This is a genomic window from Agromyces sp. S2-1-8, assembly GCF_021129215.1.
Taxonomy (GTDB): Bacteria; Actinomycetota; Actinomycetes; order Actinomycetales; family Microbacteriaceae; genus Agromyces; species Agromyces chromiiresistens.
This window is the reverse complement of sequence record NZ_JAJOLP010000001.1, coordinates 804,620-828,267: the sequence shown is the minus strand read 5'-3', so window position 1 is coordinate 828,267 and position 23,648 is coordinate 804,620. Positions and strand designations below refer to the sequence as shown.

The window sequence follows — 23,648 nt, the reverse complement described above, 5'->3', positions numbered from 1 at the left end:
CATGCCGTCGGCCGCCGGCTCACGCCACCGTCACCGGCAGTCGGCGGCGACCGCCTGCCGCGCCGGCGCCGCCTGCCGCGCCGTCACGAGCGGCGGACGCCCCGGCCGAGCCCGTCGCGGTCGAGATGCGCGTGCGCCCGAGCGGCGCCCACGCCTGCACCGCGCAGAACGGCGCGCACTGGTGCGCCGAGGTCTCTGCGTTCACCGTCGCGACGTGCACGCAGCACTGGGTGAGGCGCTCCTCGATCATCGTGTTGATGTCCATGAAGGGCTTCACCGTGATGCGCTTGACGCGTTCGCCGAGGAACCGCCGCAGCCGCTTGTGCTGCCCCGGCAGCGCCGAGCTCGCGAGCTGGGTGAGGGTGCCGATGCCGAGGTCGCAGCCCGTGCAGATGTCCTTCCACAGCGTCGCGATCGACGGGTGCGACAGCGACGACTGCTCGCTGAGCAGGTCGAGCAGCGACTGCTTCACACTGTCCTTCAGGGCCTGGTTGATGTTGCTGTCGGCGATGCGGTTCGCGATGAGGTCGGGGTTGAGGTCGAGGAACTCCTTCAACCGGTCGTGGCCGACGAGGGCGGTGAGCGAGTTCCAGGTGCCCGAGTCATCCTTCAGCAGGTAGCCGACCGAGCAGCAGTGCGGATGGCTGCAGGGCAGCGCGGTGAGGTCGCGCCAGGTGACCTCGCCGCCCGTCTGCGCCTCGAGCCGGGCGAGCACGCCCGTGTGCGTGAGCCGGTCGTTCGGGTCGATGCCGGCCGAGCGCCCCGAGCCGAACACGGGCTGGATCGTCACTCCGCCGACGTACGGCGTCGTCATCGCCCGCCGGATCACCGCGCCGATCTCGCCGTCGTTCACGCCGAGCGCGGCGGTCATGGTGAGCGTCGTGAACACGCCCGCCTCCGACAGGCGCTCGAGCGCGCGGTCCTTGAAGCGGCGGATGTCGGCGCCGCGGTGATAGGCCGACGCCTCGGCGCTCTCGCCGTCGAACTGCAGGTACACCTCGACGCGCTCGCGGTGCTTCTTCAGCGTCTCGACGAGGGCGTCGTCCTGCGCGATGCGCAGTCCGTTCGAGTTCAGCAGGATGCGCACGACCGGTCGCGCGACGAGGTGGTCGAGCAGCTGCTCGAGCCATGGGTAGAGGGTCGGCTCGCCCCCCGAGAGCATGAGCACGTCGATGCGGTCGTTCTCGCGAGCGAGCTTCGCGTCGACCGAGGCGAGCACCTCGGCGAGCGGCGCGACCGCGGTCGCCGCCGGCCCCGACTCGGCGAAGCAGGTCGGGCAGCGCAGGTTGCAGTGGTCGGTGAGGTCCTCGAGCAGGATGCACGTGTGCTGCGTCTGCATCTCGGGCAGGCCGTCCTCGTACGCCGACGGCACGGGCTTGAAGTTGCCCGCGAGGTCTGGGGTGTGCACCTTCGTCGGCGCGGTCCACTGCTCGAGGTAGCTCAGGATCTCGGGCGACTCGTCGTACATCGTCGACACGAGCCCGTGCGTGGGGCAGCCGCGCTCGAGCCAGACGCGGTCGTCGCGGATCGCCAGCCAACCCGAGAGCCGGGCGACGTCGGCGAGCGGTCGCTCGGGGTCCTCCTCGTGGCACCGCGGGCAGAACGCGTTGACGTATCGGTGGATGCGGTGGTCCCGCAGGGGCATTCCGGTACCAGCGGCGGTCGGCATGCGCTCACGATAGCGGGCGGGATGTGCCGGGCGGGAGCACCGCGCCCGCCCGCCATGTCAAGACTGTGACGCAATGCGGCGCCGTGCGACGGGCCGTGACGCAACGTGACGGGCGCCGCCGTCACGAAGGTGCCGCCCGAGGATGCCTCGCCTAACGTCGGCTCAGCGGCGAGACATCCATCGTCGCTTCGACCCATCAGGAGGCTCTCGTGACGCTGAGCGAGACGGTGCGACCGGCACGGCCGGAGCGCGCCGCGCGCCCCGAAGGCCGCCCCGCCCGCCCCGGCGCCAACCGCCCCAACGGCCAGTGGAAGGTCGACGGCACCGAGCCCCTCAACGCCAACGAGCAGTGGAAGCAGGAGGACGGCGGCCTCGCCGTGCGCGAGCGCATCGAGACGATCTACGCCAAGGGCGGCTTCTCGTCGATCGACGGCACCGACCTGCACGGCCGCTTCCGCTGGTGGGGCCTGTACACGCAGCGCACGCCCGGCATCGACGGCGGCAAGACCGCGACCCTCGAGCCGCACGAGCTCGAGGACGAGTTCTTCATGCTGCGCGTGCGCATCGACGGCGGCCAGCTCTCGACCGAGCAGCTGCGCGTCATCGGCGGCATCTCGACCGAGTTCGCACGCGACACGGCCGACCTGACCGACCGGCAGAACATCCAGCTGCACTGGATCCGAGTCGAGGACGTGCCCGAGATCTGGCGCCGGCTCGAAGGCGTCGGCCTGTCGACGACCGAGGCGTGCGGCGACGTGCCCCGCGTCATCCTCGGCTCGCCGGTCGCCGGCATCGCGGCCGACGAGCTCATCGACCCGACGCCGCAGATCTTCGAGATCCAGGAGCGCTACATCGGCGACCCCGAGCTCGCGAACCTGCCGCGCAAGTTCAAGTCGGCGATCACGGGCCACCCCAGCCAGGACGTCGTGCACGAGATCAACGACGTGGCGTTCGTCGCGGTCGAGCACCCCGAGCTCGGCATCGGCTACGACCTCTGGGTCGGCGGCGGCCTGTCGACGAACGCCCACCTCGCGGTGCGCCTGAACGCCTTCGTCGCGCCCGAGCGGGTCGCCGAGGTGTGGCTCGGGGTCACCTCGATCTTCCGCGACTACGGCTACCGGCGCCTGCGCAACCGCGCCCGACTCAAGTACCTCGTCGCCGACTGGGGCGCCGAGAAGTTCCGGCAGGTGCTCGAGACCGAGTACCTCGAGAACCCGCTGCCCGACGGCCCCGCCGCACCGAAGCCGCTCGCCCAGGGCGACCACGTCGGGGTGCACAAGCAGAAGGACGGCCGCTTCTACATCGGCGCGACGCCCTTCGTCGGCCGCATCTCGGGCACGACGCTCACCCGCCTCGCCGACCTGCTCGACTCGGTCGGTTCGGGCCGGCTGCGCACGACCCCGCACCAGAAGGTCGTGCTGCTCGACATCGACGAGGAGCACGTCGAGCGGGTCGTCGCCGGCCTCGACGAGCTCGGCCTGCAGGCGCGACCGAGCCTCATCCGCCGCGGCACGATCGCCTGCACGGGCATCGAGTTCTGCAAGCTCGCGATCGTCGAGACGAAGCAGACCGCGACCGACGCCGTGATCGCCCTCGAGGAGCGCCTCGCGGGCATCGAGCTGCCGCACCCGATCAGCCTGCACGTCAACGGCTGCCCGAACTCGTGCGCCCGCATCCAGACCGCCGACATCGGCCTCAAGGGGCAGCTGCTGCCCGACGGCGACGGCGGCCAGACCCCCGGCTTCCAGGTGCACCTCGGCGGCGGGCTCGCGTCGACGACGCGCGAGGAGGCCGGCACCGGCCGCACCGTGCGCGGCCTCAAGGTGACCGCCGACGGCCTCGCCGACTACGTCGAGAAGGTCGTGCGCCGGTTCCTCGAGCAGCGCGATACTGCAGCCGACGAGACCTTCGCCGAGTGGGCCCACCGCGCCGAGGAGGAAGAACTGCGATGAGCGTCTCGCTCGCCCCGCGCGCCACCACGAAGCGCGACGCCGCCGCGCTCCGCGCCCTCGCCGAGGCGGGGAACGCCGAGCTCCGGAGCCTCGCCGACGGCGAGGCATCCGCCTACGAAGTGATCGCCTGGGTGGCGCGCAACTTCGACGTGGATGCCGCGGCCGTCGCCTGCTCGATGGCCGACGCCGTGCTGCCGCACGTGGTCGCGCAGTCGCTGCCGGGCGTCGACGTGCTGTTCCTCGAGACCGGCTACCACTTCCAGAAGACGATCGAGACCCGCGACCGCGTCGCCGCGTCGCTCGACGTGCGCATCGTCGACGTGCTTCCCGAGCTCACCGTCGCCGAGCAGGACGCGAAGCACGGCAAGGACCTCTTCGCCCGCGACCCGGGCGCCTGCTGCGCGATGCGCAAGGTCGCCCCGCTGCAGGACGCCCTCGCGGGCTACGAACTCTGGTTCACGGGCGTGCGCCGCGACGAGGCGCCGACCCGCACCGACACGCCGCTCGTCGCATGGGACGAGCGCAGCGGCCTCGTGAAGGTCAACCCGCTCGCCGCCTGGAGCTTCGACGACCTCATCGACCACGCCGCCGCGTTCGGGGTGACCGTGAACCCGCTGCTGACCGAGGGCTACCCCTCGATCGGCTGCGAGCCGTGCACGAAGCCCGTCGCCGCGGGCGAAGACCCCCGGTCGGGCCGCTGGGCCGGCCTCGACAAGACGGAATGCGGGTTGCACCTATGACCGACACGTTCTTGACCGGCACTGCCACCGCCCCGGCGAGGGGCCTCGACGCCCTCGACCTGCTCGAGGCCGAGGCGATCCACATCATCCGCGAGGTCGTCGCCGAGTTCGAGCGGCCCGTGCTGCTGTTCTCGGGCGGCAAGGACTCGGTCGTCGTGCTCCACCTCGCGACGAAGGCGTTCTGGCCGGGCCGCGTGCCGTTCCCCGTGCTGCACGTCGACACGGGGCACAACTTCCCCGAGGTGATCGCGTTCCGCGACCGCACGGTCGAGCGACTCGGCCTGCGACTCGAGGTCGCCGAGGTGCAGCGCTACATCGACGACGGCCGCCTGCACGAGCGCGCCGACGGCACCCGCAACCCCCTGCAGACGCAGCCGCTGCTCGACGCGATCGCCGCGGGCAGGCACGACGCGGTCTTCGGCGGCGCCCGCCGCGACGAGGACAAGGCGCGGGCCAAGGAGCGCATCATCTCGCTGCGCGACGAGTTCGGCCAGTGGGACCCGCGCAACCAGCGCCCTGAGCTCTGGAACCTCTACAACGGCCGGCACACCCCCGGCCAGCACGTGCGCGCCTTCCCGATCTCGAACTGGACCGAGCTCGACGTCTGGGCGTACATCGAGCGCGAGGGCATCGAGCTGCCGCCGCTGTACTTCGCGCACGAGCGCGAGGTGTTCCGCCGCGACGGCATGTGGCGCGGCGTCGGCGAGTTCTCGCAGCCCCGCCCCGACGAGCACGTCGAGCTCCGCACCGTGCGGTACCGCACGGTCGGCGACATGAGCTGCACGGGTGCGGTCGAGTCCGACGCCGTGGATGTCGCGGCCGTCGTTCGCGAGGTCGCCGAGTCGACGCTCACCGAGCGGGGGGCGACCCGCGCCGACGACCGCATCTCGGAGGCGGCGATGGAAGACCGCAAGAAGGACGGGTACTTCTGATGGGCGAGCACACCAGCAGCACCCTGCTGCGCTTCGCGACGGCCGGCTCGGTCGACGACGGCAAGTCGACGCTCGTCGGCCGCCTGCTGCACGACTCGAAGGCGATCCTCGCCGACCAGTTCGAGCAGGTCGCCCGCACGAGCCGCGAGCGCGGCTTCGGCGGCGACGCCGGCGGCTTCGACTTCGCGCTGCTCACCGACGGCCTGCGCGCCGAGCGCGAGCAGGGCATCACGATCGACGTGGCCTATCGCTACTTCTCGACGGGTCGCCGTTCGTTCATCCTCGCCGACTGCCCCGGGCACGTGCAGTACACCCGCAACATGGTCACCGGGGCGACGACGGCCGACGTCGTCGTGCTGCTCATCGACGCGCGAAAGGGCGTGCTCGAGCAGACCCGCCGTCACCTCTCGGTCGTGCAGCTGCTGCGCGTGCCGAACGTGATCGTCGCGGTCAACAAGATCGACCTGCAGGGCTACGACGCCGCAGCCTACGCGGCCGTGGCCGCCGAGGTGCTCGAGGTCACCCGCGAGCTCGGCCTGCCCGGGGTGCACGTCATCCCCGTCTCGGCGCTCGAGGGCGACAACGTCGTCGACCGCTCGCCGAACACGCCCTGGTACGACGGGCCGGCCCTGCTCGAACTGCTCGAGACGCTGCCGACCGTCGACGAGATCGAGAGCTCGCTCGAGGCGTTCCGGCTCGACGTGCAGCTCGTGCTGCGCCCGCAGGGCGCCCTCGCGCCCGCCGTCGCGGCGCAGCCCGGGGCCGAAGACCGGTTCCGCGACTACCGTGCGTTCGCCGGGCAGGTGTCGAGCGGCACCGTGCGGGTCGGCGACGAGGTCGCCGTGTTCCCGGGCGGTGCGACCACGACGGTCGTCGCGATCGACACCGCCGACGGCCCGCTCGACGAGGCACGTGCGCCGCAGTCGGTGTCGCTGCGCCTCGCCGACGAGCTCGACGCCGCGCGCGGCGCCGTGATCGCGGCATCCGGAACCCTGCCCGCCGGCCGCCGCGAGATCGACGCCGAGCTGTTCCAGCTCGACGCCCGCCCGCTCGCACCGGGCGCCCGCGTGCTCGTCAAGTTCGGCACCGCGACCGTGCAGGCGCTCGTCGCCGCGGTCGAGGGCCGCCGCAACCTCGACACCCTCGCGACCGAACCCGCCGACCAGCTCGACGCCAACGACATCGGCCGGGTCACCCTCCGCCTCGCGGCGGAGCTGCCCTTCGAGGACTACGCCGTGCACCGTCGCAGCGGCGCATTCCTCGTCATCCACCCGCAGGACGGAGCGACGCTCGCCGCCGGCACGCACAGCCCGGCGCGAGCTTCGGCCGCCTGACGGGGCGCCCCACGGGGCGCACCCGGCCCCGACCCCGGGCCACCGCACCACCATCTGCACGAACCATACAAAGGAGGCGACACCGTGAAGACCCGCACCACTCTTGCTCTCACCGTTCTTGGATTGGCCGCGGTCATGATGACCGGCTGCGCCTCATCGGCCGCGGGAGCCCCGCCGGCCGAGTCCGACGAGGCCCTCGGCGGCACGCCCGCGGAGGAGCTGCGTCTCGGCTACTTCGCGAACGTCACCCACGCGCCCGCGCTGGTCGGGCTCCAGGAGGGCCTGCTGCAGGATGCGCTCGGCGACACGAAGCTCTCGACCGAGGTCTTCAACGCCGGCCCGGCCGCCGTCGAGGCGCTCTCGGCGGGCGCGATCGACGCCGCCTACATCGGCCCGAACCCGGCGATCAACACCTTCGTCAAGAGCGGCGGCGAGTCGGCCGTCGTCGTGTCGGGGGTCGCCTCGGGCGGCGCCGCACTCGTCGTCGCCGACGGCATCGACGACCCGGCCGACCTCGAGGGCACGACGCTCGCGAGCCCCCAGCTCGGCAACACGCAGGACGTCGCGCTGCGCACCTGGCTCGCCGACGAGGGCTACACGACCGACACGCAGGGCGGCGGCGACGTGCACGTCACGCCGACCGAGAACTCGCAGACGCTCACGCTCTTCCAGCAGGGCGACCTCGACGGTGCGTGGCTGCCCGAGCCGTGGGTGTCGCGACTCATCATCGACGGCGGCGCGCACGTGCTCGTCGACGAGGCCGACCTGTGGGACGACGGCGACTTCCCGACCACGGTGCTGCTCGTCTCGAAGCAGTTCCTCGCCGACCACCCGGCGACGGTCGAGGCGCTCGTCGAGGGCCACGCCGACGCCGTGCAGTTCATCGAGGACGAGCCCGAGCAGGCCGCCGAGGACATCAACGCCCAGCTCGAGGCCGACACCGGCAAGCCGCTGGGCGACGAGGTGCTCGCGCGCTCGCTCGAGCACGTCCGGTTCACGGTCGACCCCGTCGCCGACACCTTCGAGGAGGTGCTCGCGAACGGCGTCGCCGCCGGTACGGCGAAGGACGGCTCGATCGACGGGCTGTTCGACCTCGCGATCCTGAACCGCGTGCTCGAAGCGCGCGGCGAGGAGCCGGTCTCGGCCGCCGGACTCGGCACGGAGTGAGCGCATGAGCAGGCAGACGGTCATCCGCATCGACGGGCTCGGCAAGCGCTTCGGCGAGCGCGCCCCGCTCGTGCTCGACGACGTGACGCTGCACGTCGAAGAGGGGGAGTTCGTCTGCCTGCTCGGCGCATCGGGCTGCGGCAAGTCGACCCTGCTCAACCTCATCGCCGGACTCGACCGCCCGTCGACGGGCACCATCGAGGTGCCCGCCGACGGCGCGGCCGTGATGTTCCAGGAGTCGGCGCTCATGCCGTGGCTGAGCGCCCGTCGCAACGTCGAGCTCGCGCTGAAGCTGCGCGGGGTGCCGCGGGCCGAACGCCGCGCGAAGGCGCTCGAGCTGCTCGACGTCGTCAACCTCGCCGACGCCGCCGAGAAGCGGCCCCACGAGCTCTCGGGCGGCATGCGCCAGCGCGTCGCCCTCGCCCGGGCGCTCGCGCAGGACCGCAAGGTGCTGCTCATGGACGAGCCGTTCGCCGCGCTCGACGCCATCACCCGCGACCTCCTGCACGAGGAGCTCGAGCGGGTCTGGCGCGAGACCGGCCGCACGATCGTGTTCGTCACCCACAACGTGCGCGAGGCGGCCCGCCTCGGCGAACGCGTCGTGCTGCTCTCGAGTCGCCCGGGCCGCGTTGCCGGGGAATGGCGGCTGGATGCCTCGGGCCCGCGCCGCATCGAGAGCCCCGAGGTCTCGGCGGTCTCGATCGAGATCACCGAGCGCCTGCGGAAGGAGATCGCCCGCAATGCCGCATGACATCCAGACCGCCGGTCGAGTAGCGCCGCCGGAGGCGACGCGTCTCGAGACCTCTCGTCCCGCGATCGACTCACCGGGTCTCGATACGCGTCCTCCTTCGTCGGGCGCTACTCGACCGGCGGGCGCGGGGTCAGACCTCCCCGCCGGCTCGATGCCGTTCCCCGAGCTCGTCGAGCGCGAGGCGTCCTCGTCGCCCGACGAAGCCGAACTGCGCGAGCTCGCCGCCGGCCTCGACCGCCTGCAGACCGACGAGACCCGCCGCGAGTCGCGCTGGCGCCGGTTCTGGTCGGGCGTGCTGCCGCCCGTCATCCTCATCGTCGTGCTGCTCGTCGTCTGGCAGGTCTACACGGTCGTCGCGCGCCCGCGCCCCGACCTCTACCCGGGCCCGGTCGAGGTGTTCACGGCGATCGGCGCCGCATGGGAGAGCGGCCGGCTGCAGCTCGCCGTGACGACGAGCCTCGAGCGCGGCGTCATCGGCTTCCTCATCGCGGTCGCGATCGGCACGCCCATCGGCCTGGCGCTCGCCGAGGTCGGCTGGCTGCGTCGCGCGTTCGGCCCCTTCGTGTCGGGGCTGCAGGTGCTGCCGTCGGTCGCGTGGGTGCCCGCCGCGATCATCTGGTTCGGCCTGTCCGACGCGACCGTCTACTTCGTCATCCTCATGGGTGCCGTTCCCTCGATCATCAACGGCCTCATCTCGGGCGTGAACCAGGTGCCGCCGCAGCTGCGTCGCGTCGGCCGGGTGCTCGGCGCGAACCGGTCGCAGCTCGCCACCCTCGTCGTGCTGCCGGCCGCGCTGCCGGGCTACGTCGGCGGGCTCAAGCAGGGCTGGGCGTTCTCGTGGCGCTCGCTCATGGCCGCCGAGATCATCGCGACCGGCGGCTCGATCGGGTTCGGCCTGGGCGCCCTGCTCGACCAGGGCCGGCAACTGGCCGACCTCTCGGCGGTGTTCGTCGCGATCCTCGTGATCCTCTTCGTCGGCATCCTCGTCGAACTGGCGATCTTCGCCCCGATCGAGCGTGCGCTGCTGCGCCGCCGGGGCCTGCTGCAGGAGGGCACGCGATGAGCGCCGGACACGTCACCCTCGTCGGCGCCGGACCGGGCGACGCGGGACTGCTCACCATCCGCGGCCTGCGCGCGCTCGAGCGGGCCGACGTGATCGTGGCCGACCGGCTCGGCGCCCGCGGCGTGCTCGACGGCCTCGCCGCCGAGGGCGTCGAACTTCGGGCAGAGGTCGTCGACGTCGGCAAGCTGCCCGGGCATCACGCCGTGCCGCAGGACGCCATCAACGCCCTGCTCGTCACCCTCGCCCGCGAGGGCAAGCAGGTCGTGCGGCTCAAGGGCGGCGACCCGTTCATCTTCGGCCGCGGCGGCGAGGAGCTCGCGTTCTGCCGCGACGCGGGCATCGACGTCGCGGTCGTGCCGGGCATCACGAGCGCGATCTCGGTGCCGGCGATCGCGGGCATCCCGCTCACCCACCGCGGCCTCGCGACGACGTTCACGGTCGTCACCGGACATGACCAGATCCGGGCGCTCGGCGGCGGCCGCGACCACACCGTCGTGCTCCTCATGGGCATCGGCACCCTCGCGAACTCGGCGATCACGCTCGCCCGCGGCGAGCGCGGCGGCGACTGCCCGGTCGCCATCGTGGAAGATGGGTACGGCCCGAGGCAGCGCGTCACCGTCGGAACGCTCGACTCGATCGCCCTGCAGGCGGCGCGCCGAGGCGTGCGGTCGCCCGCGGTGGTCGTGGTCGGCGACGTCGTGACGCTCAGCCCCTACGCACCCGAAGCGCTCTCCCCCAGCACAACCCGAAAGGCCTCGCAGCAATGACCCTCTCCCTCCGCGTCGCGATCGTGGGCGCCGGCCCCGCCGGCATCTACGCCGGCAACATCCTCCGCCGCCAGGTCGCCGAGCAGGGCGGCGAGGTCGCGATCGACCTGTTCGAGTCGCTGCCGGCACCCTACGGCCTCATCCGCTACGGGGTCGCGCCCGACCACCCGCGCATCAAGGGCATCGTGAACTCGCTGCACGAGATGCTCGATGCGGGCGACATCCGCCTCATCGGCAACGTCGAGGTGGGCCGCGACGTCGAGGTCGGCGAGCTGCAGCAGCGCTACGACGCCGTGATCTTCGCGACCGGCGCCCTGCGCGACGCCCCGCTCGACATCCCCGGCATCGACCTGCCCGGCTCGTACGGCGCCGCCGACTTCGTCGCCTGGTACGACGGACACCCCGATGTGCCGCGCTCGTGGCCGCTCGAGGCGCGCGAGATCGCGGTCATCGGCAACGGCAACGTCGCGCTCGACGTCGCACGCGTGCTCGCGAAGCACCCGAAGGACATCCTCTCGACCGACATCCCGGCCAACGTGCTCGCCGGGCTCGAGGCATCCCCCGTCACCGACGTTCACGTCTTCGGACGCCGCGGACCCGGCCACGTGAAGTTCACGCCGATCGAGCTGCGCGAGCTCGGCGAGGTGCCCGACGTCGACATCGTGGTCTACGACGACGACTTCGAGCGTGCAGCGGGCGACGCGCACGCCGAGGCGCTCCACGCCGCGAACAACCAGGTCAAGGTCATGACCCGCACCCTCAACGGCTGGCGCGCCGCTGCGGGCTCGACGGGCGCCGGCACCGCGTCGCGCCGCCTGCACCTGCACTTCCTGCACTCGCCCGCCGAGATCACGGGCGACGGCAAGGTCGAGGCGATCCGGTTCGAGCGCACCCGACCGGTCGGCGACGGTTCGGTCGAGGGCACGGGCGAGTTCGTCGAATACCCGGTGCAGGCCGTGTACCGGGCCGTCGGCTACGCGAGCTCGCCGATCCGCGACGTGCCGTTCGACGAGCGGGCTGCGGTCATCCCCAACGCGGGCGGGCGGGTCGTGGATGCCTCGGGCGAGTCGATCCCGGGCGTCTACGCGACCGGATGGATCAAGCGCGGCCCGGTCGGACTCATCGGCCACACGAAGGGCGACGCGCTCGAGACGATCACCAACCTCGTCGCGGACGCGCAGGCCGGCGTGCTCGCCGCGCCCGCCATCGACGCGGCCGACGGCACCGAGATCCTCGACCTGCTCGACGCCCGCGGGGTCGAGCACACGAGCTGGCAGGGCTGGCTCGCCCTCGACGCGCAAGAGCGCGGGCTCGGCGAGTCGTTCGAGGCGCCCGAGCGGTACGCCGGCGTCGTTCGCGAACGCGTGAAGGTCGTGCCCCGTGAGGAGCAGGTGGCGATCTCGCGCGACGACGTGCTGGCGCTGTCGTGACCTACGTCATCGCGCTGCCCTGCGTCGACGTCAAGGACAAGGCGTGCATCGACGAGTGCCCCGTCGACTGCATCTACGAGGGCGAACGATCCCTCTACATCCACCCCGACGAGTGCGTCGACTGCGGCGCCTGCGAGCCCGTCTGCCCGGTCGAGGCGATCTACTACGAAGACGACCTGCCCGACGAGTGGTCCGACTACTACAAGGCCAACGTCGAGTTCTTCGAGATCACGCCCGGTGGCGCGTCGGGCGGTGCGCCGCTCGGATCGCCGGGCGGCGCCGCCAAGACCGGCACGCTCGACTTCGATCACCCCATCGTCGCGGCGCTCGCCCCGCAGGGCGAGTAGTACCGCCACCGTCAGCGCATCGCGGCGCCCGGTTGGAGCACGAGATCGGCGACGGCCGGGTCGGCACCGATCGCGACGAGCCGGGCGCGGAACGCGCGCCTGGCACGAACGTACGGCTCGTCGGAGTCGCGGATCACGGCGAGCTGGTTCATCCACTCGAAGACGCCCTGCACCTCGAAGGCGAACTGGTCGGCATCGTCGGCCCCGACGATGCCGTCGAGCTCGCCGGCCTCGGCCGCGTACCGCACCTGCACCGCGAGGTAGCCGAGCCAGTCGTCGAGCTGCGCGGTGATCGCGTCGCGCACGACGCCGGGCTTCGCGTGGAAGTCGGCCGCCGCGGCTGAGAAGAAGCACCCGCCCGGGAACACGCGGTCGTGCGAGTACGCGACGACGCGATCGAGCAGTGCGACGACCCGCGTCAGCCCGCGCGGCTTCTCACGGGCGGGGGCGATGACGGTCGCGAAGTAGCGCTCGCGAGCCGCCTCGACGGCGGCGAGCTGCAGCTTCTCCTTGCTGCCGAAGAGCGTCGCGATGCTCGACTTGCTCACGCTCGCGGCGATCGCGATGCGACCGATCGACAGCTGGTCGAGCCCTTCGATCGAGGCGAGGTCGACGGCGTGGCCGAGCACCACCCGGCGCGAGGCATCCCCCCGCGCCCGGCGGCCGTCGACCGCGACATCCGTTCCGCTCATGCTCTCGATTTTACGCACGATCGTGCGTATAGTGAGCGTACGATCGTTCGTATTCATTGTTGGCGTCTGCTTCGAACGCGGCGGATGCCTCGCCGGAAGCCACTCGGAGGCCACCATGCCTGCAGCACTCACCGCCCATGCCGCCGCCATCCGCGCCGCCGATCGCATCTCGCCCGGGCTCGCCGCGCAGGTCGCGCTGCCGCTCTTCCGCCGGGTGCGGCCGGCGCTGTCCGTACGCGAACACGACCGCGCCGTGCACGAGCGCGCCGAACGCGGTCGTCTTCGTGTTCGCGGCCGCGATGTCGTCGCGTACTCGTGGGGGCACGGCGCCGACACCGTGCTGCTCGTGCACGGCTGGCGCGGACGGGCATCGCAGTTCGCCCCGATCGTGCGCGAGCTGCGCGCCGAGGGCCTTCGACTCGTGGCGTTCGACGCACCCGCGAACGGCGACTCTGCCGGGCGTCACACCGACATCCGCGACTACCTCGCCGCGATCGAGGCGTTGCAGCAGCGCTACGGGCGATTCCACCTGATCGTCGGTCACTCGTTCGGCGCACTCGCCGCGATCACGGCGGTGCGCGAGGGCACGGCCACCGGCGGCGTCGCGGCGATCGCCGGCATGGCCGACGCGCGCTTCCTCGTCGACGCGTTCTCGGGGCGGCTCGGGTTGCGTCCCGCCACGTCCGACGCGCTCGCGCGCGGATTCAGCCGGCGCGTGCTGCCCGAGGTCGACGACCCCTATCGGCGCTTCGACGCGGTCGGCTCACCGCTGCCCGACGGCGTGCCGTTGCTCGTCGCCCACGATCGCGGCGATCGCGAGGTCGCGTCGAGCGAGTCGGTGCGCCTGCACGCCGCGCACGGCGATCGCTCGCGCCTGCTCCTGACCGAGGGGTTCGGGCACGTCCGCGTACTCGGCGCCGACCCCGTGCTCGACGCGGTCGCGGCCTTCGCGACTGGCGGGCTCGCCGCCGTCGACACGGTCACGCACTCGAGCCCGGCCGGCACCCCCGCTGTGCGTCACTGAGCGAGGTACGTGATGACCCGTGGCCCGGGCGGGCCGGCGAGCTGGCGGGCAGCGGGCCGACACGCCGACACGCCGCATGCTCCACCGGGCGGCGCGTTCCTCGACGATTCCGAGGATCATCGGAATCGTCGCGCTCAGGCGGCGACGCTTGCGAGGCGGGCAGCGATGTCGGGGGGTGGTGGTGCGATCGATGGGAGTCGTCGGTTGCCGGGGCGTGGTCGGCGGTCGGGGTCGAGGTGCGCCGACGGCACGAACCAGGTGAATCCGTGCTCGATGAGGATGACCCAGCCGTCGTCGTGGATGCGGTGATGGTGATGTGCGCAGAGCATGATGCCGTTGTCGAGATCGGTGCGGCCCCGGTGGCGCTTCCACCACCGGATGTGGTGCGCTTGGGTGTGCGAGGGCGGTCGAGTGCAGCCCGGCCAAGCGCACCCGCCGTCGCGTTCGATGAGGACGAGTTTCTGCGCCTGGGAGAACAGGCGGCGCGACCGGCCGAGGCGGGTCGTCTCGCAGCCGTCGCCGTAGTAGAGGGGCGAGATGCCGGCCCACATCGCGAGCTCCTCGATCGAGGGGATCGACACGGGCTGGTCGATGCCGTCGATCGTGCCGTGCCCGCGCCCTAACTCGAGCGCGGCGGCGTCGACGCGGGCCACGACCATCGCCTGCCGCAACGCCACGGGCCCGTCGTTCGCGCTGAGCGAGTGACGGGCGATGTCGGCGAGCGCGTCGAGGTTCATCTGGGCGATCGTGCGCTGCTCGGCGACCACGTCGTCACAACCGGCGGGGTTTCGAGACGGTCGCTGCGCTCCAGCCTCGACCTGCTCACCCCGAGCCGGGCGCTTCGCGTCGCGCGCCCGGTGGAGCTCCGCGCCGACGAGGGTCTCGATCGCGAGCTTGATCGGAGCGCCGTTGACGGGGTCGGCAGCACCCTTGAACCGGATCATGCCGTGCTCGTCTTCCCAGATGCGGAACTCGCGCGCCGCCCGCAGTTCGTCTTCACGCGGCTTCACCCCATCGGGGTCGAGGCGCGCCTGCATGAGCTTCACCAGCCGGTGCAGCCCGTCGACCCCCACGACCGGAGCCCGATCGACGAGGAACGCCTCGGCCTCGGACAGCTCGACCCGGTCGGCGCGCGGCGCGATGCCGTCGAGGAACCGGCGGATCACATCTGCCGCGTCGACGCACACGGCACCCGACGACACTGCCCGTGCGAGGTGCGGATGCCTCGGCGGCAGCACCTCACCCGTGAACGCGGCCCGGGGTGCGGTCGCCGCACCGACCGCGACGAGCTTGACCGCCTCTTGGAACCGGCCACCCGTCGCGGACGCGATCAACCGTTCGGCCGAGGAGAACCCATGCCGGCGGGCTACATCATCGTCGGCACCGGTGCGGGAGCGGGCCGCGAGTTCGGCCGCGACCGGCGCCCGCAATGCCTGCACACGCCGAGCGAGTTCACCCAGGGCTTCGGTCACCCGCACCAGGCCGTCGTCGCCATCGACCGCGCATCGCCGACCGGGTCGACCGGCCCGGCGGCACCAGCGGCCAAGGCGCCCGACCACACCGCATCGACCCCGTCGAGCGCAGCTGAAACCCCGATCAGTGCGGGTATTGCATCAGCTGCGGCCATACCCCGAGTCCACCCGGAAGTGGCTCGGATTCGAAGAGATATTCGAAACTGTGGACAATGAATCGGGCGATGACCCCACCGACCTGGCACGCACACGCCCGCTCGCCCCCGACCGACCCGTACTCATGCACGCGCGCCCGCAGGCACGCACCCGCCCGACCCGCACTCACTCACTCGCCCACGCACCCAAACAAAGACACGAAACGGGCTCCCAGCCGGTCGGGAGCCCGTTTCGCGGTCGCGTCGTGACGGGTGCGAGAACGTCAGAGGTTCATCGCTCGGGGGTGGGGGCCCCGTCACGCGCGTCGTCAGCGGTCGACTGGCCGTCACCGCTGCGTTCTTCACCGGCCGAGGCCGCGTCGTCCGCGGTCCCCTGCCCGGTCTGGCTGTGGTCCTCGCCGTTCGCGGCGCCGTCTTCGGCGGCCTGCTGACCGGTCTCGGATGCCTCGTCGCCGGGCACGACCGGTGCGTCACCGTTCTGGCGGTGCTCGGCGGCCTTGTCGAGGCCAGCCCGGCGCTTCTCCTCGGCGTTCTCGTGGGCGGCGTCGCGCCGGTCGGCGCCCTTCTCGCGAGCATCCTCGGCGGTCTGCTGGCCGAACTCGCGGTGTTCGCGGCCCGTGTCGCTGATGTGCTCGCCGCCGGGCTCCTGCTGGCCGGTGACGCCGTCGAAGACCTCTTGCGCCGGTGCCGGCAGCACGCCGGCAGCGCCGGCGGCGCCCACGCCCGTGAGCCCTGCGGCGGTCGCCGCCGCCGCACCGATCGCGATCTTCGCTGCCAGGCCGAGCCCGGCGATTCCCGTGAATGCCACTCTTCTTCTCCGTATCTTCGGCGACGAGCCACTGGGGGTCTGGCTCGTCGCCGCAGTCGTTGCGTTCGGGTCGAACGAGATCGAGCCCGCCGCGACGCGGTCGGCGTCGAGTCGCGCCAGCAACTCGGCCGACGGCTGCGGCGCCGCCTGCCCGGCCGCGAGCCGGAAGCCGGCCACGGCGTCGGCGACGCCCGCGAGGTCGGCACGCCGCGGCGGCACATCGCCGCGCAGCAGGGCTGCGGCCTCGTCGTCGTGAATGCGGTGGTTGCTCATCTCACTCCCTGCTATCGCCGGAGGTCGCCGCAGGGGTACGCCCTGCGGGGAATTTCTTTCGAAGCGCTGTGAGCGCCCGGCGCTGCAGCGCCTTCACCGCACCCGCGCGCTTGCCCAGCACGGCGGCGACCTGCTCGACCGTGAGGTCGCCGATGATGCGCAGCACCATCACGTCGCGCTGGTCGGGCGGAAGCCCGTCGAGCGTGGCCAGCGCCGCGACATCCCCGATGCGACCCAGCGCCTCGTCCTCGGCGCTGGCCGCCCGCCGGGGGTCGAGCTCATCGGCCCACTCCTCGCTCGGCGCCTGCCGCGCGCGGCGGCGCAGCTCGTCGACGAGGCGCCGGTACGCGATCGTGAACACGAAGGCCCGGAACTCCGCCGCGCCGCCCTCGAATCGGTCGAGCCCGTCGAACACGGCCAGGAACACCTCGCTCGTGAGATCGTCGGGCTCGGCCGAGCCCCGCGCCCGCAGGAAGCCCGCGACGGCACCGGCGTGCGCGTTCCAGAGCTCGGCCGACGCCCACGGCGCCCCGGCCTTCGCCGCGAGCAGCACCGTCTCGAACCCGTCGGCCGCCTCAGCGCCGCCGCTCGCGGCCCGCGGCATCGCCCAGCCCCGGGAGGCCGAGTGCGCGAGCACCCCGTCGAAATCGCCCATGGTCGCAAGAGTGTAGGGCAGCCGACTGCGTGCCGCACTCGGCGTGACGCGCGACGAAGGCACGAGGCATCCTCGCCCTGCGACGCACGGTCGGGTTCGGTGCCGTCACTCGCCCTTCGCGCCGGCGTCGGTGACGCCCACGTCGGTGCGGTGGAAGTTCTGGAACGACCGCGACGCGGTCGGCCCGCGCTGGCCGAGGTAGCGGCTCGCGTACTCGGCCGAACCGTAGGGTCGCTCGGCCGGCGACGACAGGCGGAAGAAGCAGAGTTGCCCGATCTTCATGCCCGGCCAGAGCTTGATCGGCAGGGTCGCGACGTTCGACAGCTCGAGCGTGACGTGCCCCGTGAACCCAGGGTCGATGAAGCCCGCGGTCGAGTGGGTGAGCAGGCCGAGCCGGCCGAGCGAGCTCTTGCCCTCGAGCCGCGCGGCGACGTCGTCGGGCAGGGTGACCTGCTCGTAGGTCGATCCCAGCACGAACTCGCCGGGGTGCAGGATGAACGGCTCGTCGGGCTTCACCTCGATCAGGTGGGTGAGCTCTGGCTGGTCTTCCGCCGGGTCGATGTACGGGTACTTGTGGTTGTCGAAGAGCCGGAAGTACCGGTCGAGCCGCACGTCGACCGACGACGGCTGCAGCATCGACGGATCGCTCGGCTCGAGCGCGATGCGGCCGAGTTCGAACTCTGAACGGATGTCGCGGTCGGAGAGCAGCACGCGCCCAGCCTACCGAGGCCCCGGCTCCGCCTCAGTGCGTGGTCGGGAACTGATCGTCGGCGAGCAGGGCCGTGTCAGCGCCGCAGCCGAGCTCGCCGTCCTGCAGCAGGACGTCGGACACGTGCAGGCGCTCGACCACGCCATCGGCCGAGCGCACGAGCAGGCAGTCGTCGGCGTCGCGCATGGCGAGCCCCAGGCGGTCGCCGTCCCGCAGCACCTCCACCGGCGCGAGCGCGCGACCGTCGGTCTCGCCCTCCAGCCGAGCGGTGATGGATGCCTCGAGCTCGTCGGCACTCGCATCGCCCGCGCCGGTCAGCACCTCGATCGCGACGGCCTCGGCCGCCTCGGGCACCACGGGCCGTTCGTCGGCGGGCGGTTCGACCTCGACGAGCGGGTCGGGGCACGACGTCTTCTCGACCCCGCCGTCGATGACGCCCCAGCGGTCGAACCGGAGGCGCACGCAGAAGTCGTGTTCGGGGTCGTCGTTCGCCGAGACCTCCGTGATGCGGCTCGCGAGCACGAGTGCGCCGACCGGCTCTTCCCACGCGGCATCCGATTCGGGCTCGATCGCGACGAGCCGGAACGGCGTCGCCGTATCGGGCACCGGGCCCCAGTCCGACGTATTCCCGCGATCGGGGACGCCCGTGGCCGGCAACTCCTGCGTCGCTCGGCGCGCGTACGCGGCGATGGCGTCCTCGGGCCGATCGAGTCCGATCGACTGCGAGACGAAGCCGACGTCCTGCGCAAGCGCCGCCGCCTGCTCCAGCAGTTCTGGCTCGGCGGCCCCGGCGCCGTCCGTCGCGCCCACGCCGGCCGTACAGCCGGCGAGCGCGACGACGAGCGCCGCCGCGATCCCCCCGATGATGACGTGCTTCGATGCGCGCATATCGCCATCCTGCTGCAGCGTGCATGCCTGGCGTGGCATTCGTGCCCGACCTCACCGAATGGATGCGGCGATTCACGTCGGCGTTGTTAGGATGAGTTCCACGTCGCCGAGCGGCGTGCGCCGATGTAGTTCAATGGTAGAACTTCTGCTTCCCAAGCAGACAGCGCGGGTTCGATTCCCGTCATCGGCTCTGGATCGGCCGGATCACCGGCCGCGTGACCTCAGCGCCCGCTCGCGGCGACTTCTTCGGCGCTGCGCTGCACGCAGAACTCGTTGCCGTCGACGTCGCTCATCGTGACGTAGCCGGAGCCGTTCTCACGGCGCCGGTCGGCGACGACGGTCGCGCCCAGCTCCATGAGTCGCTCGACCTCGGCATCCCGCGTGGTGCCGACCGGTGAGAGGTCGAGGTGCATCCGGGGCGCGAACTCCTTGCCGTCGTCGACGGGTTGGATGTAGACCCGGATGGTCACCGGCTCAGTGAGGTAGACCGTCACGGGGTCGCCGGGGTTGTTCGGATCGTTCGGGTCCTCCTTCAGGTCGAGCAGCGCCTGCCAGAAGGCGCCGAGCGACTCGTGGTCGCGGGCGGTGATGTTGATCGCGTCGATCTGCGAGGCCATTGCTCTCCTTCGTCGGTCGCCCCCGGCGTTCGGCGCGAGGTCACCCCGCCGACGTTACCCGCGGGGTGGGCCCGCTCACCAGCCATGCCGGCGCCGGAATGCACGACACGTGCACGTCGACCTCACCGCGCCGCCGGCCTCGCACGCTCGCCTCGGCGATCGCCCAGCCAGCCGCGGCGCCGGAACAGCACGTAGACGACGATGTCGATGGCGACCATCGCGATGCCCACCACGAGCCAGCCGAACTCCCACTGCACCAGCGGCAGGTTCTTGAAGTTCATCCCGTAGACGCCCGCGATCACCGTCGGGATCGCGAGGAGGGCGGCGAAGGCCGAGATCGTGCGCATGTCCTGGTTCTGCCGGGTGGAGACATTGCTCTCGTGACTCGAGACGACCGCGTCGAGGGCGGCGTGTTCGGCCGTGGCGAGCTTCGCCACCCCCGTCACGTCGTGCTCGAGGTGCGTGAAGAAGGCGCGCAGTGCGGGCTCGGACGCCATCATCGCCTCGAACTCGCCGCGATCGGCCGTGATCGCTTCGGCGAGCCCCGACACGGCCCGGTCGATCCGGCCGATGCGCTGCCGGAGGCGGTAGATGCGCCGATAGTCCTCGCGGATGCTGCTGTCGAACACCTCCTCCTCGACCTCTTCGAGCTCGCGTTCGACCCCGGCACCGAGCTCGACGAAGTCCTGCACGACGGCGTCGAGGATGCGGTAGACGCCCGAGATCGGCGAGGTCACCGGCACGAGGGCGTCGGCGAGCAGCAGCGCCTCGATATCGCGGAGCTCGTCCTCGGGTCCGTTCTGCACGACCAGGCACTCGTGGTCGTTGAAGACCAGCGCGATGTCGGTGTGCGTGGCCGGGTCGTCACCGCTCCGGTCCACGTCCCAGAGGTTGAGGTAGAGGTGGCCCGAGAGCCGCTCGAGCTTCGGAGCCTGACGCCCCTCGACCAGATCGGCGATGATCAGCGGGTGGATGCCGAACCGCTCCCTCAGCCGCTCGAGTTCGCCCGGATCCGGGTTGACGACCCGCACCCAGACGCCCGCGCCCGTGAGCATCTCAGGCATCATCGACCTCGTCTCTGCGTCCCGGTGCGCCGTCTCCGCGCCGGATTCGCCACCCTCACCGTAGGCGCGCGACGGTGTTCCGCACACGGGGTTGCCGTCGGCGCCCGAGCGGGCTAGCGATTTCCCACCGCCCTGTCGGCGGCGAACCGGTCGGTCGTCGCTCAGCTCGACAGCGCGGCACGCAAGGGGAGCGCGAGCGCCGACCTGGTCGAAGCGCTCGAGGCCCTCGCGGACACCTTCCGCTGACGGTCGCGACCGTCAGCGGGCGCGCCCGCGCGGGTCGGCGGGTTCGGTCGCGGCCGTCTCGATCTTCTGCACGAAGCGCCGCGGTGGGATGGCCCGGCCGAGGCACCCACGAGGTGGGCCCCCCAGCTCACACGAGACGGAACACGCGGATGATGACGAAGCCCGGCTCGGCCCGGGCGTACCCGACGAACTGGGACTCGGTGAGCCACTGCAGCTCGGGGTGGTCGGTGCGGAACTGGAACGCGGTGCGGTAGTAGAGGTCCTGCTCGGCCACGTCCTCGCCGGCCTCGATGCGCGCCCAGGTCGCCTCGTCGGTGCGCCAGATGCCCCGGTTCACGACCTCGACGGCGGCCGGGCCCGAATCGAGCGAGGCCTCGATGACGTAGCGGGCGTCGAGCTCGACGACGAGCCCGCGACCGACCCACCAGTCGCCGCCGCTGTTCAGCACGACACCGCCCAGCCGGGGCCCGTCGAACGTGCCGCCCGAGACACGGGCGAAGTGCCGCCCCTCCCCCGGCGTCGACCCGCCGAGCGGCAGCTCCTCGTCGACCTGGCAGCGCAGCTCGAAGCAGTACTCGAAGGCGGGTTCCATCAGCGAGGTCGCCATGGGTGGGGTGGCTCCGTTCATTTCGGGGAGGCTCTGTTCTCTCGCAATCATCGCGCTCGAGCGCGTCACCGTGGCCATCGACTGCGTACCACCCAGCCTGTGCCGTCGAATCGTCCCAACGCTTCCCTGCCGAGCGCTGCGATCAGAGCCGACGCCCCACGACCTCACCCGCAACGGCATCCGATCGCTCTAGAGTTGGCCCGTGGCACCATCCGCACCGTCGGCCCTGAAGCGTCGAGGGCGCCTTCGCTCCCTCCGCCTGCATCCGGCCCAGACCGTCGTGGCCGGCTTCGCGATGGCCGTGCTCGGCGGCACCGCACTGCTGATGCTGCCGATCTCGAAGGCCGGGCCGGGCGGCGCCTCGTTCGTCGAGGCGCTCTTCACCGCGACATCCGCCGTGTGCGTCACCGGGCTGACCGTCGTCGACACCGTGACGTACTGGTCGCCGTTCGGGCAGGTCGTGATCATGCTGCTGATCCAGCTCGGCGGCCTCGGCATCATGATCTTCGCCTCGCTCATCGGCCTCGTGCTCGCACGGAAGATCTCGGTGCGCTCCAGGCTCAACACCGCGGCCGAGGCGAAGGCGACCGGCCTCGCCGACGTGCGGGGGCTCGTGCGGGGCATCGTGAAGATCACGTTCACGATCGAGCTCGCGATCTTCCTGCTGCTCGGCCTGCGCTTCCTCTTCGGCTACGGGTACAGCCTCGGCGAGGCCGCCTGGCACGCCGGCTTCCTCGCGGTCTCCTCCTTCAACAACGCGGGCTTCGCGCTGTACAGCGACAACCTGATGGGCTTCGTCGCCGACCCCTGGATCTGCCTGCCGATCTCGGCGGCGATCATCCTCGGCGGCCTCGGCTTCCCGGTGATCATGCAGTTGCGCAAGGAATTCCGCCGGCCGCTGCACTGGACGATGAACACGAAGCTCGTGCTCTGGGGCACGGTCGTGCTGCTCGTGGCGGGCACCGCCTACCTCACTCTCATCGAGTGGGACAACCCCGAGACGCTCGGCGGCCTCGACCCGGCGGCACGCCTGCTCGCCGGCTTCTTCCAATCGGTGCAGACCCGCACGGCCGGCTTCAACTCGATCGACATCGGCGCGATGCACGACGCGAGCTGGCTCGGCATGGACGTGCTGATGTTCATCGGCGCCGGCCCAGCGGGCACCGCCGGCGGCATCAAGGTCACGACGTTCGCGGTGCTCTTCTTCATCATGATGACCGAGCTCCGGGGCGAGGCATCCGTGAACATCTTCGGCAAGCGGCTCAGCCGCGCCGTGCACCGGCAGGCGATCACCGTGGTGCTCATCGCCGTCGCCGCGGTCGTCACCGGCACCGCGGTGCTGCTGCTGATGACGGGCCTCGACCTCGACCGCGTGCTGTTCGAGGCGGTCTCGGCCTTCGGCACGGTCGGCCTGTCGACCGGCATCACGGCCGACCTGCCGGATGCCGCGAAGGTCGTGCTCGTCCTGCTCATGTTCCTGGGCCGGATCGGCCCGCTCACGCTCGGCAGCGCGATCGCGCTGCGCGATCGACGCCTCCTCTACGAACTCCCCAAGGAAAGGCCGGCCATTGGTTAGGTTCCCCATCTTCGGCGGCGACCCCGCTCGCCGCATCGCCGAGGCCGACTCGGTCGCCGTCATCGGGCTCGGCCGGTTCGGCAGCTCGCTCGCCATCGAGCTCATGGCGGGCGGCACCGAGGTGCTCGGCATCGACCTCGACGAAGAACTCGTCCAGGCCCACAACGGCGAGCTCACGCAGGTCGTGCGCGCCGACTCCACGAAGGAGGAGGCGCTGCGGCAACTCGCGATCGACGAGTTCGACCGCGTCGTCGTCGCGATCGGCGGGGATGTCTCGGCGTCGATCCTGACCTGCTCCGTGCTGCTGAGCATGAAGATCCCGGTGATCTGGGCGAAGGCCGTCGACGATCGGCACGGGCTCATCCTCGAGCAGCTCGGCATCCAGCACGTCATCTACCCGGAGAAGGACATGGGACGCCGCGTCGCCCACCTCGTGCGGGGCGCGGCGCTCGACTACATCGAGGTCGCACCGGGGTACGCCCTCGTCAAGACCGCCGCGCCGTCGGTGCTGCACGGCAAGCGCCTCGGCGACACCGGCATCCGCGCGAGCCACGGCATCACGATCGCGGCGTTCCAGCACGGCGACGAGGCCTGGCGCAACGCCGACAACGCGACCGTGCTGCACGAGGGCGACACCATCCTCGTGGTCGGCCCGACCGCCAATGCCGAGGCGTTCGCGCAGCTGCGCTGAGCCGACGGGCGGACCACCC

Annotated in this window: 24 protein-coding genes and 1 tRNA gene; 15 read left to right on the top strand and 10 right to left on the bottom strand. The window is 71.7% G+C overall.

What is annotated here, in order from left to right:
- Positions 1-19 precede the first annotated feature (19 nt).
- The gene (locus LR269_RS03795) at positions 20-1,669 is read right to left on the bottom strand and encodes a radical SAM protein (RefSeq protein ID WP_231429365.1); all 1,650 of its coding nucleotides are present in this window, start codon (positions 1,667-1,669) and stop codon (positions 20-22) included.
- Between the two features lie 209 nt (positions 1,670-1,878).
- On the opposite strand from LR269_RS03795, the gene LR269_RS03790 reads away from it, so the two are divergent.
- The 10 genes from LR269_RS03790 (at position 1,879) to fdxA (ending at position 12,152) form a co-directional block, all read left to right on the top strand.
- Positions 1,879-3,621: a nitrite/sulfite reductase gene (locus LR269_RS03790; protein WP_374201074.1), complete on the top strand. Its 1,743-nt coding sequence runs from the start codon at positions 1,879-1,881 to the stop codon at positions 3,619-3,621.
- Positions 3,618-4,361, top strand: coding sequence for a phosphoadenylyl-sulfate reductase (locus LR269_RS03785; RefSeq protein WP_231429364.1), 744 nt, complete (start codon positions 3,618-3,620; stop codon positions 4,359-4,361). Before LR269_RS03790 ends, LR269_RS03785 begins: the two co-directional genes overlap by 4 nt.
- The gene (gene cysD, locus LR269_RS03780) at positions 4,358-5,293 is read left to right on the top strand and encodes a sulfate adenylyltransferase subunit CysD (protein ID WP_231429363.1); all 936 of its coding nucleotides are present in this window, start codon (positions 4,358-4,360) and stop codon (positions 5,291-5,293) included. The genes LR269_RS03785 and cysD overlap by 4 nt, the downstream gene beginning before the upstream one ends.
- Positions 5,293-6,627 carry a sulfate adenylyltransferase subunit 1 gene (locus tag LR269_RS03775; RefSeq protein ID WP_231429362.1) on the top strand — a complete coding sequence of 445 codons (1,335 nt, stop codon included), beginning with the start codon at positions 5,293-5,295 and terminating at the stop codon, positions 6,625-6,627. The genes cysD and LR269_RS03775 overlap by 1 nt, the downstream gene beginning before the upstream one ends.
- 135 nt (positions 6,628-6,762) lie before the next feature.
- Complete coding sequence (locus LR269_RS03770) at positions 6,763-7,794, top strand: ABC transporter substrate-binding protein (RefSeq protein WP_231429361.1); 1,032 nt, start codon at positions 6,763-6,765, stop codon at positions 7,792-7,794.
- A gap of 4 nt (positions 7,795-7,798) precedes the next feature.
- Positions 7,799-8,545, top strand: coding sequence for an ABC transporter ATP-binding protein (locus LR269_RS03765; RefSeq protein ID WP_231429360.1), 747 nt, complete (start codon positions 7,799-7,801; stop codon positions 8,543-8,545).
- Positions 8,546-8,696: 151 nt separating this feature from the next.
- On the top strand, positions 8,697-9,608 hold the full coding sequence (locus LR269_RS03760; RefSeq protein WP_231429359.1) for an ABC transporter permease: 912 nt from the start codon (positions 8,697-8,699) through the stop codon (positions 9,606-9,608).
- The gene (gene cobA, locus LR269_RS03755) at positions 9,605-10,375 is read left to right on the top strand and encodes a uroporphyrinogen-III C-methyltransferase (RefSeq protein WP_231429358.1); all 771 of its coding nucleotides are present in this window, start codon (positions 9,605-9,607) and stop codon (positions 10,373-10,375) included. Before LR269_RS03760 ends, cobA begins: the two co-directional genes overlap by 4 nt.
- Positions 10,372-11,805 carry an FAD-dependent oxidoreductase gene (locus tag LR269_RS03750; protein WP_231429357.1) on the top strand — a complete coding sequence of 478 codons (1,434 nt, stop codon included), beginning with the start codon at positions 10,372-10,374 and terminating at the stop codon, positions 11,803-11,805. Before cobA ends, LR269_RS03750 begins: the two co-directional genes overlap by 4 nt.
- Complete coding sequence (gene fdxA / locus LR269_RS03745) at positions 11,802-12,152, top strand: ferredoxin (protein WP_231429356.1); 351 nt, start codon at positions 11,802-11,804, stop codon at positions 12,150-12,152. The genes LR269_RS03750 and fdxA overlap by 4 nt, the downstream gene beginning before the upstream one ends.
- A gap of 11 nt (positions 12,153-12,163) precedes the next feature.
- Here the strand turns inward: fdxA and LR269_RS03740 are convergent, their stop codons facing one another.
- Positions 12,164-12,844: a TetR/AcrR family transcriptional regulator gene (locus LR269_RS03740; protein ID WP_231429355.1), complete on the bottom strand. Its 681-nt coding sequence runs from the start codon at positions 12,842-12,844 to the stop codon at positions 12,164-12,166.
- A 115-nt stretch (positions 12,845-12,959) separates the two neighbouring features.
- Here LR269_RS03740 and LR269_RS03735 point away from each other — a divergent pair, with 115 nt between their 5' ends.
- The gene (locus LR269_RS03735) at positions 12,960-13,868 is read left to right on the top strand and encodes an alpha/beta hydrolase (protein ID WP_231429354.1); all 909 of its coding nucleotides are present in this window, start codon (positions 12,960-12,962) and stop codon (positions 13,866-13,868) included.
- A gap of 134 nt (positions 13,869-14,002) precedes the next feature.
- Here LR269_RS03735 and LR269_RS03730 read toward each other — a convergent pair whose 3' ends face one another.
- The gene (locus tag LR269_RS03730) at positions 14,003-15,307 is read right to left on the bottom strand and encodes an HNH endonuclease signature motif containing protein (RefSeq protein WP_231432229.1); all 1,305 of its coding nucleotides are present in this window, start codon (positions 15,305-15,307) and stop codon (positions 14,003-14,005) included.
- On the opposite strand from LR269_RS03730, the gene LR269_RS03725 reads away from it, so the two are divergent.
- Complete coding sequence (locus LR269_RS03725) at positions 15,224-15,556, top strand: hypothetical protein (RefSeq protein ID WP_231432403.1); 333 nt, start codon at positions 15,224-15,226, stop codon at positions 15,554-15,556. The genes LR269_RS03730 and LR269_RS03725 overlap by 84 nt on opposite strands.
- 210 nt (positions 15,557-15,766) lie before the next feature.
- Here the strand turns inward: LR269_RS03725 and LR269_RS03720 are convergent, their stop codons facing one another.
- The 4 genes from LR269_RS03720 to LR269_RS03705 form a co-directional block, all read right to left on the bottom strand.
- The gene (locus LR269_RS03720; RefSeq protein WP_231429353.1) at positions 15,767-16,576 is read right to left on the bottom strand and encodes a hypothetical protein; all 810 of its coding nucleotides are present in this window, start codon (positions 16,574-16,576) and stop codon (positions 15,767-15,769) included.
- A 1-nt stretch (position 16,577) separates the two neighbouring features.
- Positions 16,578-17,231: an RNA polymerase sigma factor gene (locus LR269_RS03715; RefSeq protein ID WP_231429352.1), complete on the bottom strand. Its 654-nt coding sequence runs from the start codon at positions 17,229-17,231 to the stop codon at positions 16,578-16,580.
- Between the two features lie 105 nt (positions 17,232-17,336).
- Positions 17,337-17,942: a dCTP deaminase gene (dcd, locus tag LR269_RS03710; protein WP_231429351.1), complete on the bottom strand. Its 606-nt coding sequence runs from the start codon at positions 17,940-17,942 to the stop codon at positions 17,337-17,339.
- Positions 17,943-17,973: 31 nt separating this feature from the next.
- Positions 17,974-18,828 (bottom strand): hypothetical protein, encoded by an 855-nt coding sequence (locus LR269_RS03705; RefSeq protein WP_231429350.1) that lies wholly within the window; start codon positions 18,826-18,828, stop codon positions 17,974-17,976.
- A 119-nt stretch (positions 18,829-18,947) separates the two neighbouring features.
- Here LR269_RS03705 and LR269_RS03700 point away from each other — a divergent pair.
- Positions 18,948-19,018, top strand: a tRNA-Gly gene (locus tag LR269_RS03700).
- A 31-nt stretch (positions 19,019-19,049) separates the two neighbouring features.
- Here LR269_RS03700 and LR269_RS03695 read toward each other — a convergent pair.
- The 3 genes from LR269_RS03695 to LR269_RS03685 form a co-directional block, all read right to left on the bottom strand.
- Positions 19,050-19,445, bottom strand: a complete 396-nt coding sequence (locus tag LR269_RS03695; RefSeq protein ID WP_231429349.1) for a VOC family protein — start codon at positions 19,443-19,445, stop codon at positions 19,050-19,052.
- A gap of 122 nt (positions 19,446-19,567) precedes the next feature.
- On the bottom strand, positions 19,568-20,509 hold the full coding sequence (locus LR269_RS03690) for a CorA family divalent cation transporter (RefSeq protein ID WP_231429348.1): 942 nt from the start codon (positions 20,507-20,509) through the stop codon (positions 19,568-19,570).
- A 373-nt stretch (positions 20,510-20,882) separates the two neighbouring features.
- Positions 20,883-21,362: a DUF3237 domain-containing protein gene (locus LR269_RS03685; RefSeq protein ID WP_231429347.1), complete on the bottom strand. Its 480-nt coding sequence runs from the start codon at positions 21,360-21,362 to the stop codon at positions 20,883-20,885.
- Positions 21,363-21,657: 295 nt separating this feature from the next.
- On the opposite strand from LR269_RS03685, the gene LR269_RS03680 reads away from it, so the two are divergent.
- Together LR269_RS03680 and LR269_RS03675 are read left to right on the top strand one after the other, a co-directional pair.
- Positions 21,658-22,938: a TrkH family potassium uptake protein gene (locus LR269_RS03680; protein WP_231432228.1), complete on the top strand. Its 1,281-nt coding sequence runs from the start codon at positions 21,658-21,660 to the stop codon at positions 22,936-22,938.
- Positions 22,931-23,629 (top strand): TrkA family potassium uptake protein, encoded by a 699-nt coding sequence (locus LR269_RS03675; RefSeq protein ID WP_231429346.1) that lies wholly within the window; start codon positions 22,931-22,933, stop codon positions 23,627-23,629. Before LR269_RS03680 ends, LR269_RS03675 begins: the two co-directional genes overlap by 8 nt.
- The last annotated feature ends 19 nt before the right edge of the window (positions 23,630-23,648 follow it).

Bases quoted from the DNA above. Each gene is read 5' to 3' on its own strand.
- LR269_RS03720 (WP_231429353.1), bottom strand. From the start codon at position 16,576: ATGAGCAACCACCGCATTCACGACGACGAGGCCGCAGCCCTGCTGCGC.
- LR269_RS03705 (WP_231429350.1), bottom strand. From the start codon at position 18,828: ATGCGCGCATCGAAGCACGTCATCATCGGGGGGATCGCGGCGGCGCTC.
- LR269_RS03770 (WP_231429361.1), top strand. From the start codon at position 6,763: ATGATGACCGGCTGCGCCTCATCGGCCGCGGGAGCCCCGCCGGCCGAG.
- LR269_RS03760 (WP_231429359.1), top strand. From the start codon at position 8,697: ATGCCGTTCCCCGAGCTCGTCGAGCGCGAGGCGTCCTCGTCGCCCGAC.
- LR269_RS03775 (WP_231429362.1), top strand. From the start codon at position 5,293: ATGGGCGAGCACACCAGCAGCACCCTGCTGCGCTTCGCGACGGCCGGC.
- LR269_RS03785 (WP_231429364.1), top strand. From the start codon at position 3,618: ATGAGCGTCTCGCTCGCCCCGCGCGCCACCACGAAGCGCGACGCCGCC.
- LR269_RS03685 (WP_231429347.1), bottom strand. From the start codon at position 21,362: ATGGCGACCTCGCTGATGGAACCCGCCTTCGAGTACTGCTTCGAGCTG.
- LR269_RS03725 (WP_231432403.1), top strand. From the start codon at position 15,224: ATGCCGGCGGGCTACATCATCGTCGGCACCGGTGCGGGAGCGGGCCGC.
- LR269_RS03740 (WP_231429355.1), bottom strand. From the start codon at position 12,844: ATGAGCGGAACGGATGTCGCGGTCGACGGCCGCCGGGCGCGGGGGGAT.
- cobA (WP_231429358.1), top strand. From the start codon at position 9,605: ATGAGCGCCGGACACGTCACCCTCGTCGGCGCCGGACCGGGCGACGCG.
- LR269_RS03690 (WP_231429348.1), bottom strand. From the start codon at position 20,509: ATGCCTGAGATGCTCACGGGCGCGGGCGTCTGGGTGCGGGTCGTCAAC.
- LR269_RS03795 (WP_231429365.1), bottom strand. From the start codon at position 1,669: ATGCCGACCGCCGCTGGTACCGGAATGCCCCTGCGGGACCACCGCATC.
- cysD (WP_231429363.1), top strand. From the start codon at position 4,358: ATGACCGACACGTTCTTGACCGGCACTGCCACCGCCCCGGCGAGGGGC.
- LR269_RS03750 (WP_231429357.1), top strand. From the start codon at position 10,372: ATGACCCTCTCCCTCCGCGTCGCGATCGTGGGCGCCGGCCCCGCCGGC.
- LR269_RS03735 (WP_231429354.1), top strand. From the start codon at position 12,960: ATGCCTGCAGCACTCACCGCCCATGCCGCCGCCATCCGCGCCGCCGAT.
- LR269_RS03695 (WP_231429349.1), bottom strand. From the start codon at position 19,445: ATGGCCTCGCAGATCGACGCGATCAACATCACCGCCCGCGACCACGAG.
- LR269_RS03680 (WP_231432228.1), top strand. From the start codon at position 21,658: ATGGCCGTGCTCGGCGGCACCGCACTGCTGATGCTGCCGATCTCGAAG.
- LR269_RS03765 (WP_231429360.1), top strand. From the start codon at position 7,799: ATGAGCAGGCAGACGGTCATCCGCATCGACGGGCTCGGCAAGCGCTTC.
- LR269_RS03715 (WP_231429352.1), bottom strand. From the start codon at position 17,231: ATGGGCGATTTCGACGGGGTGCTCGCGCACTCGGCCTCCCGGGGCTGG.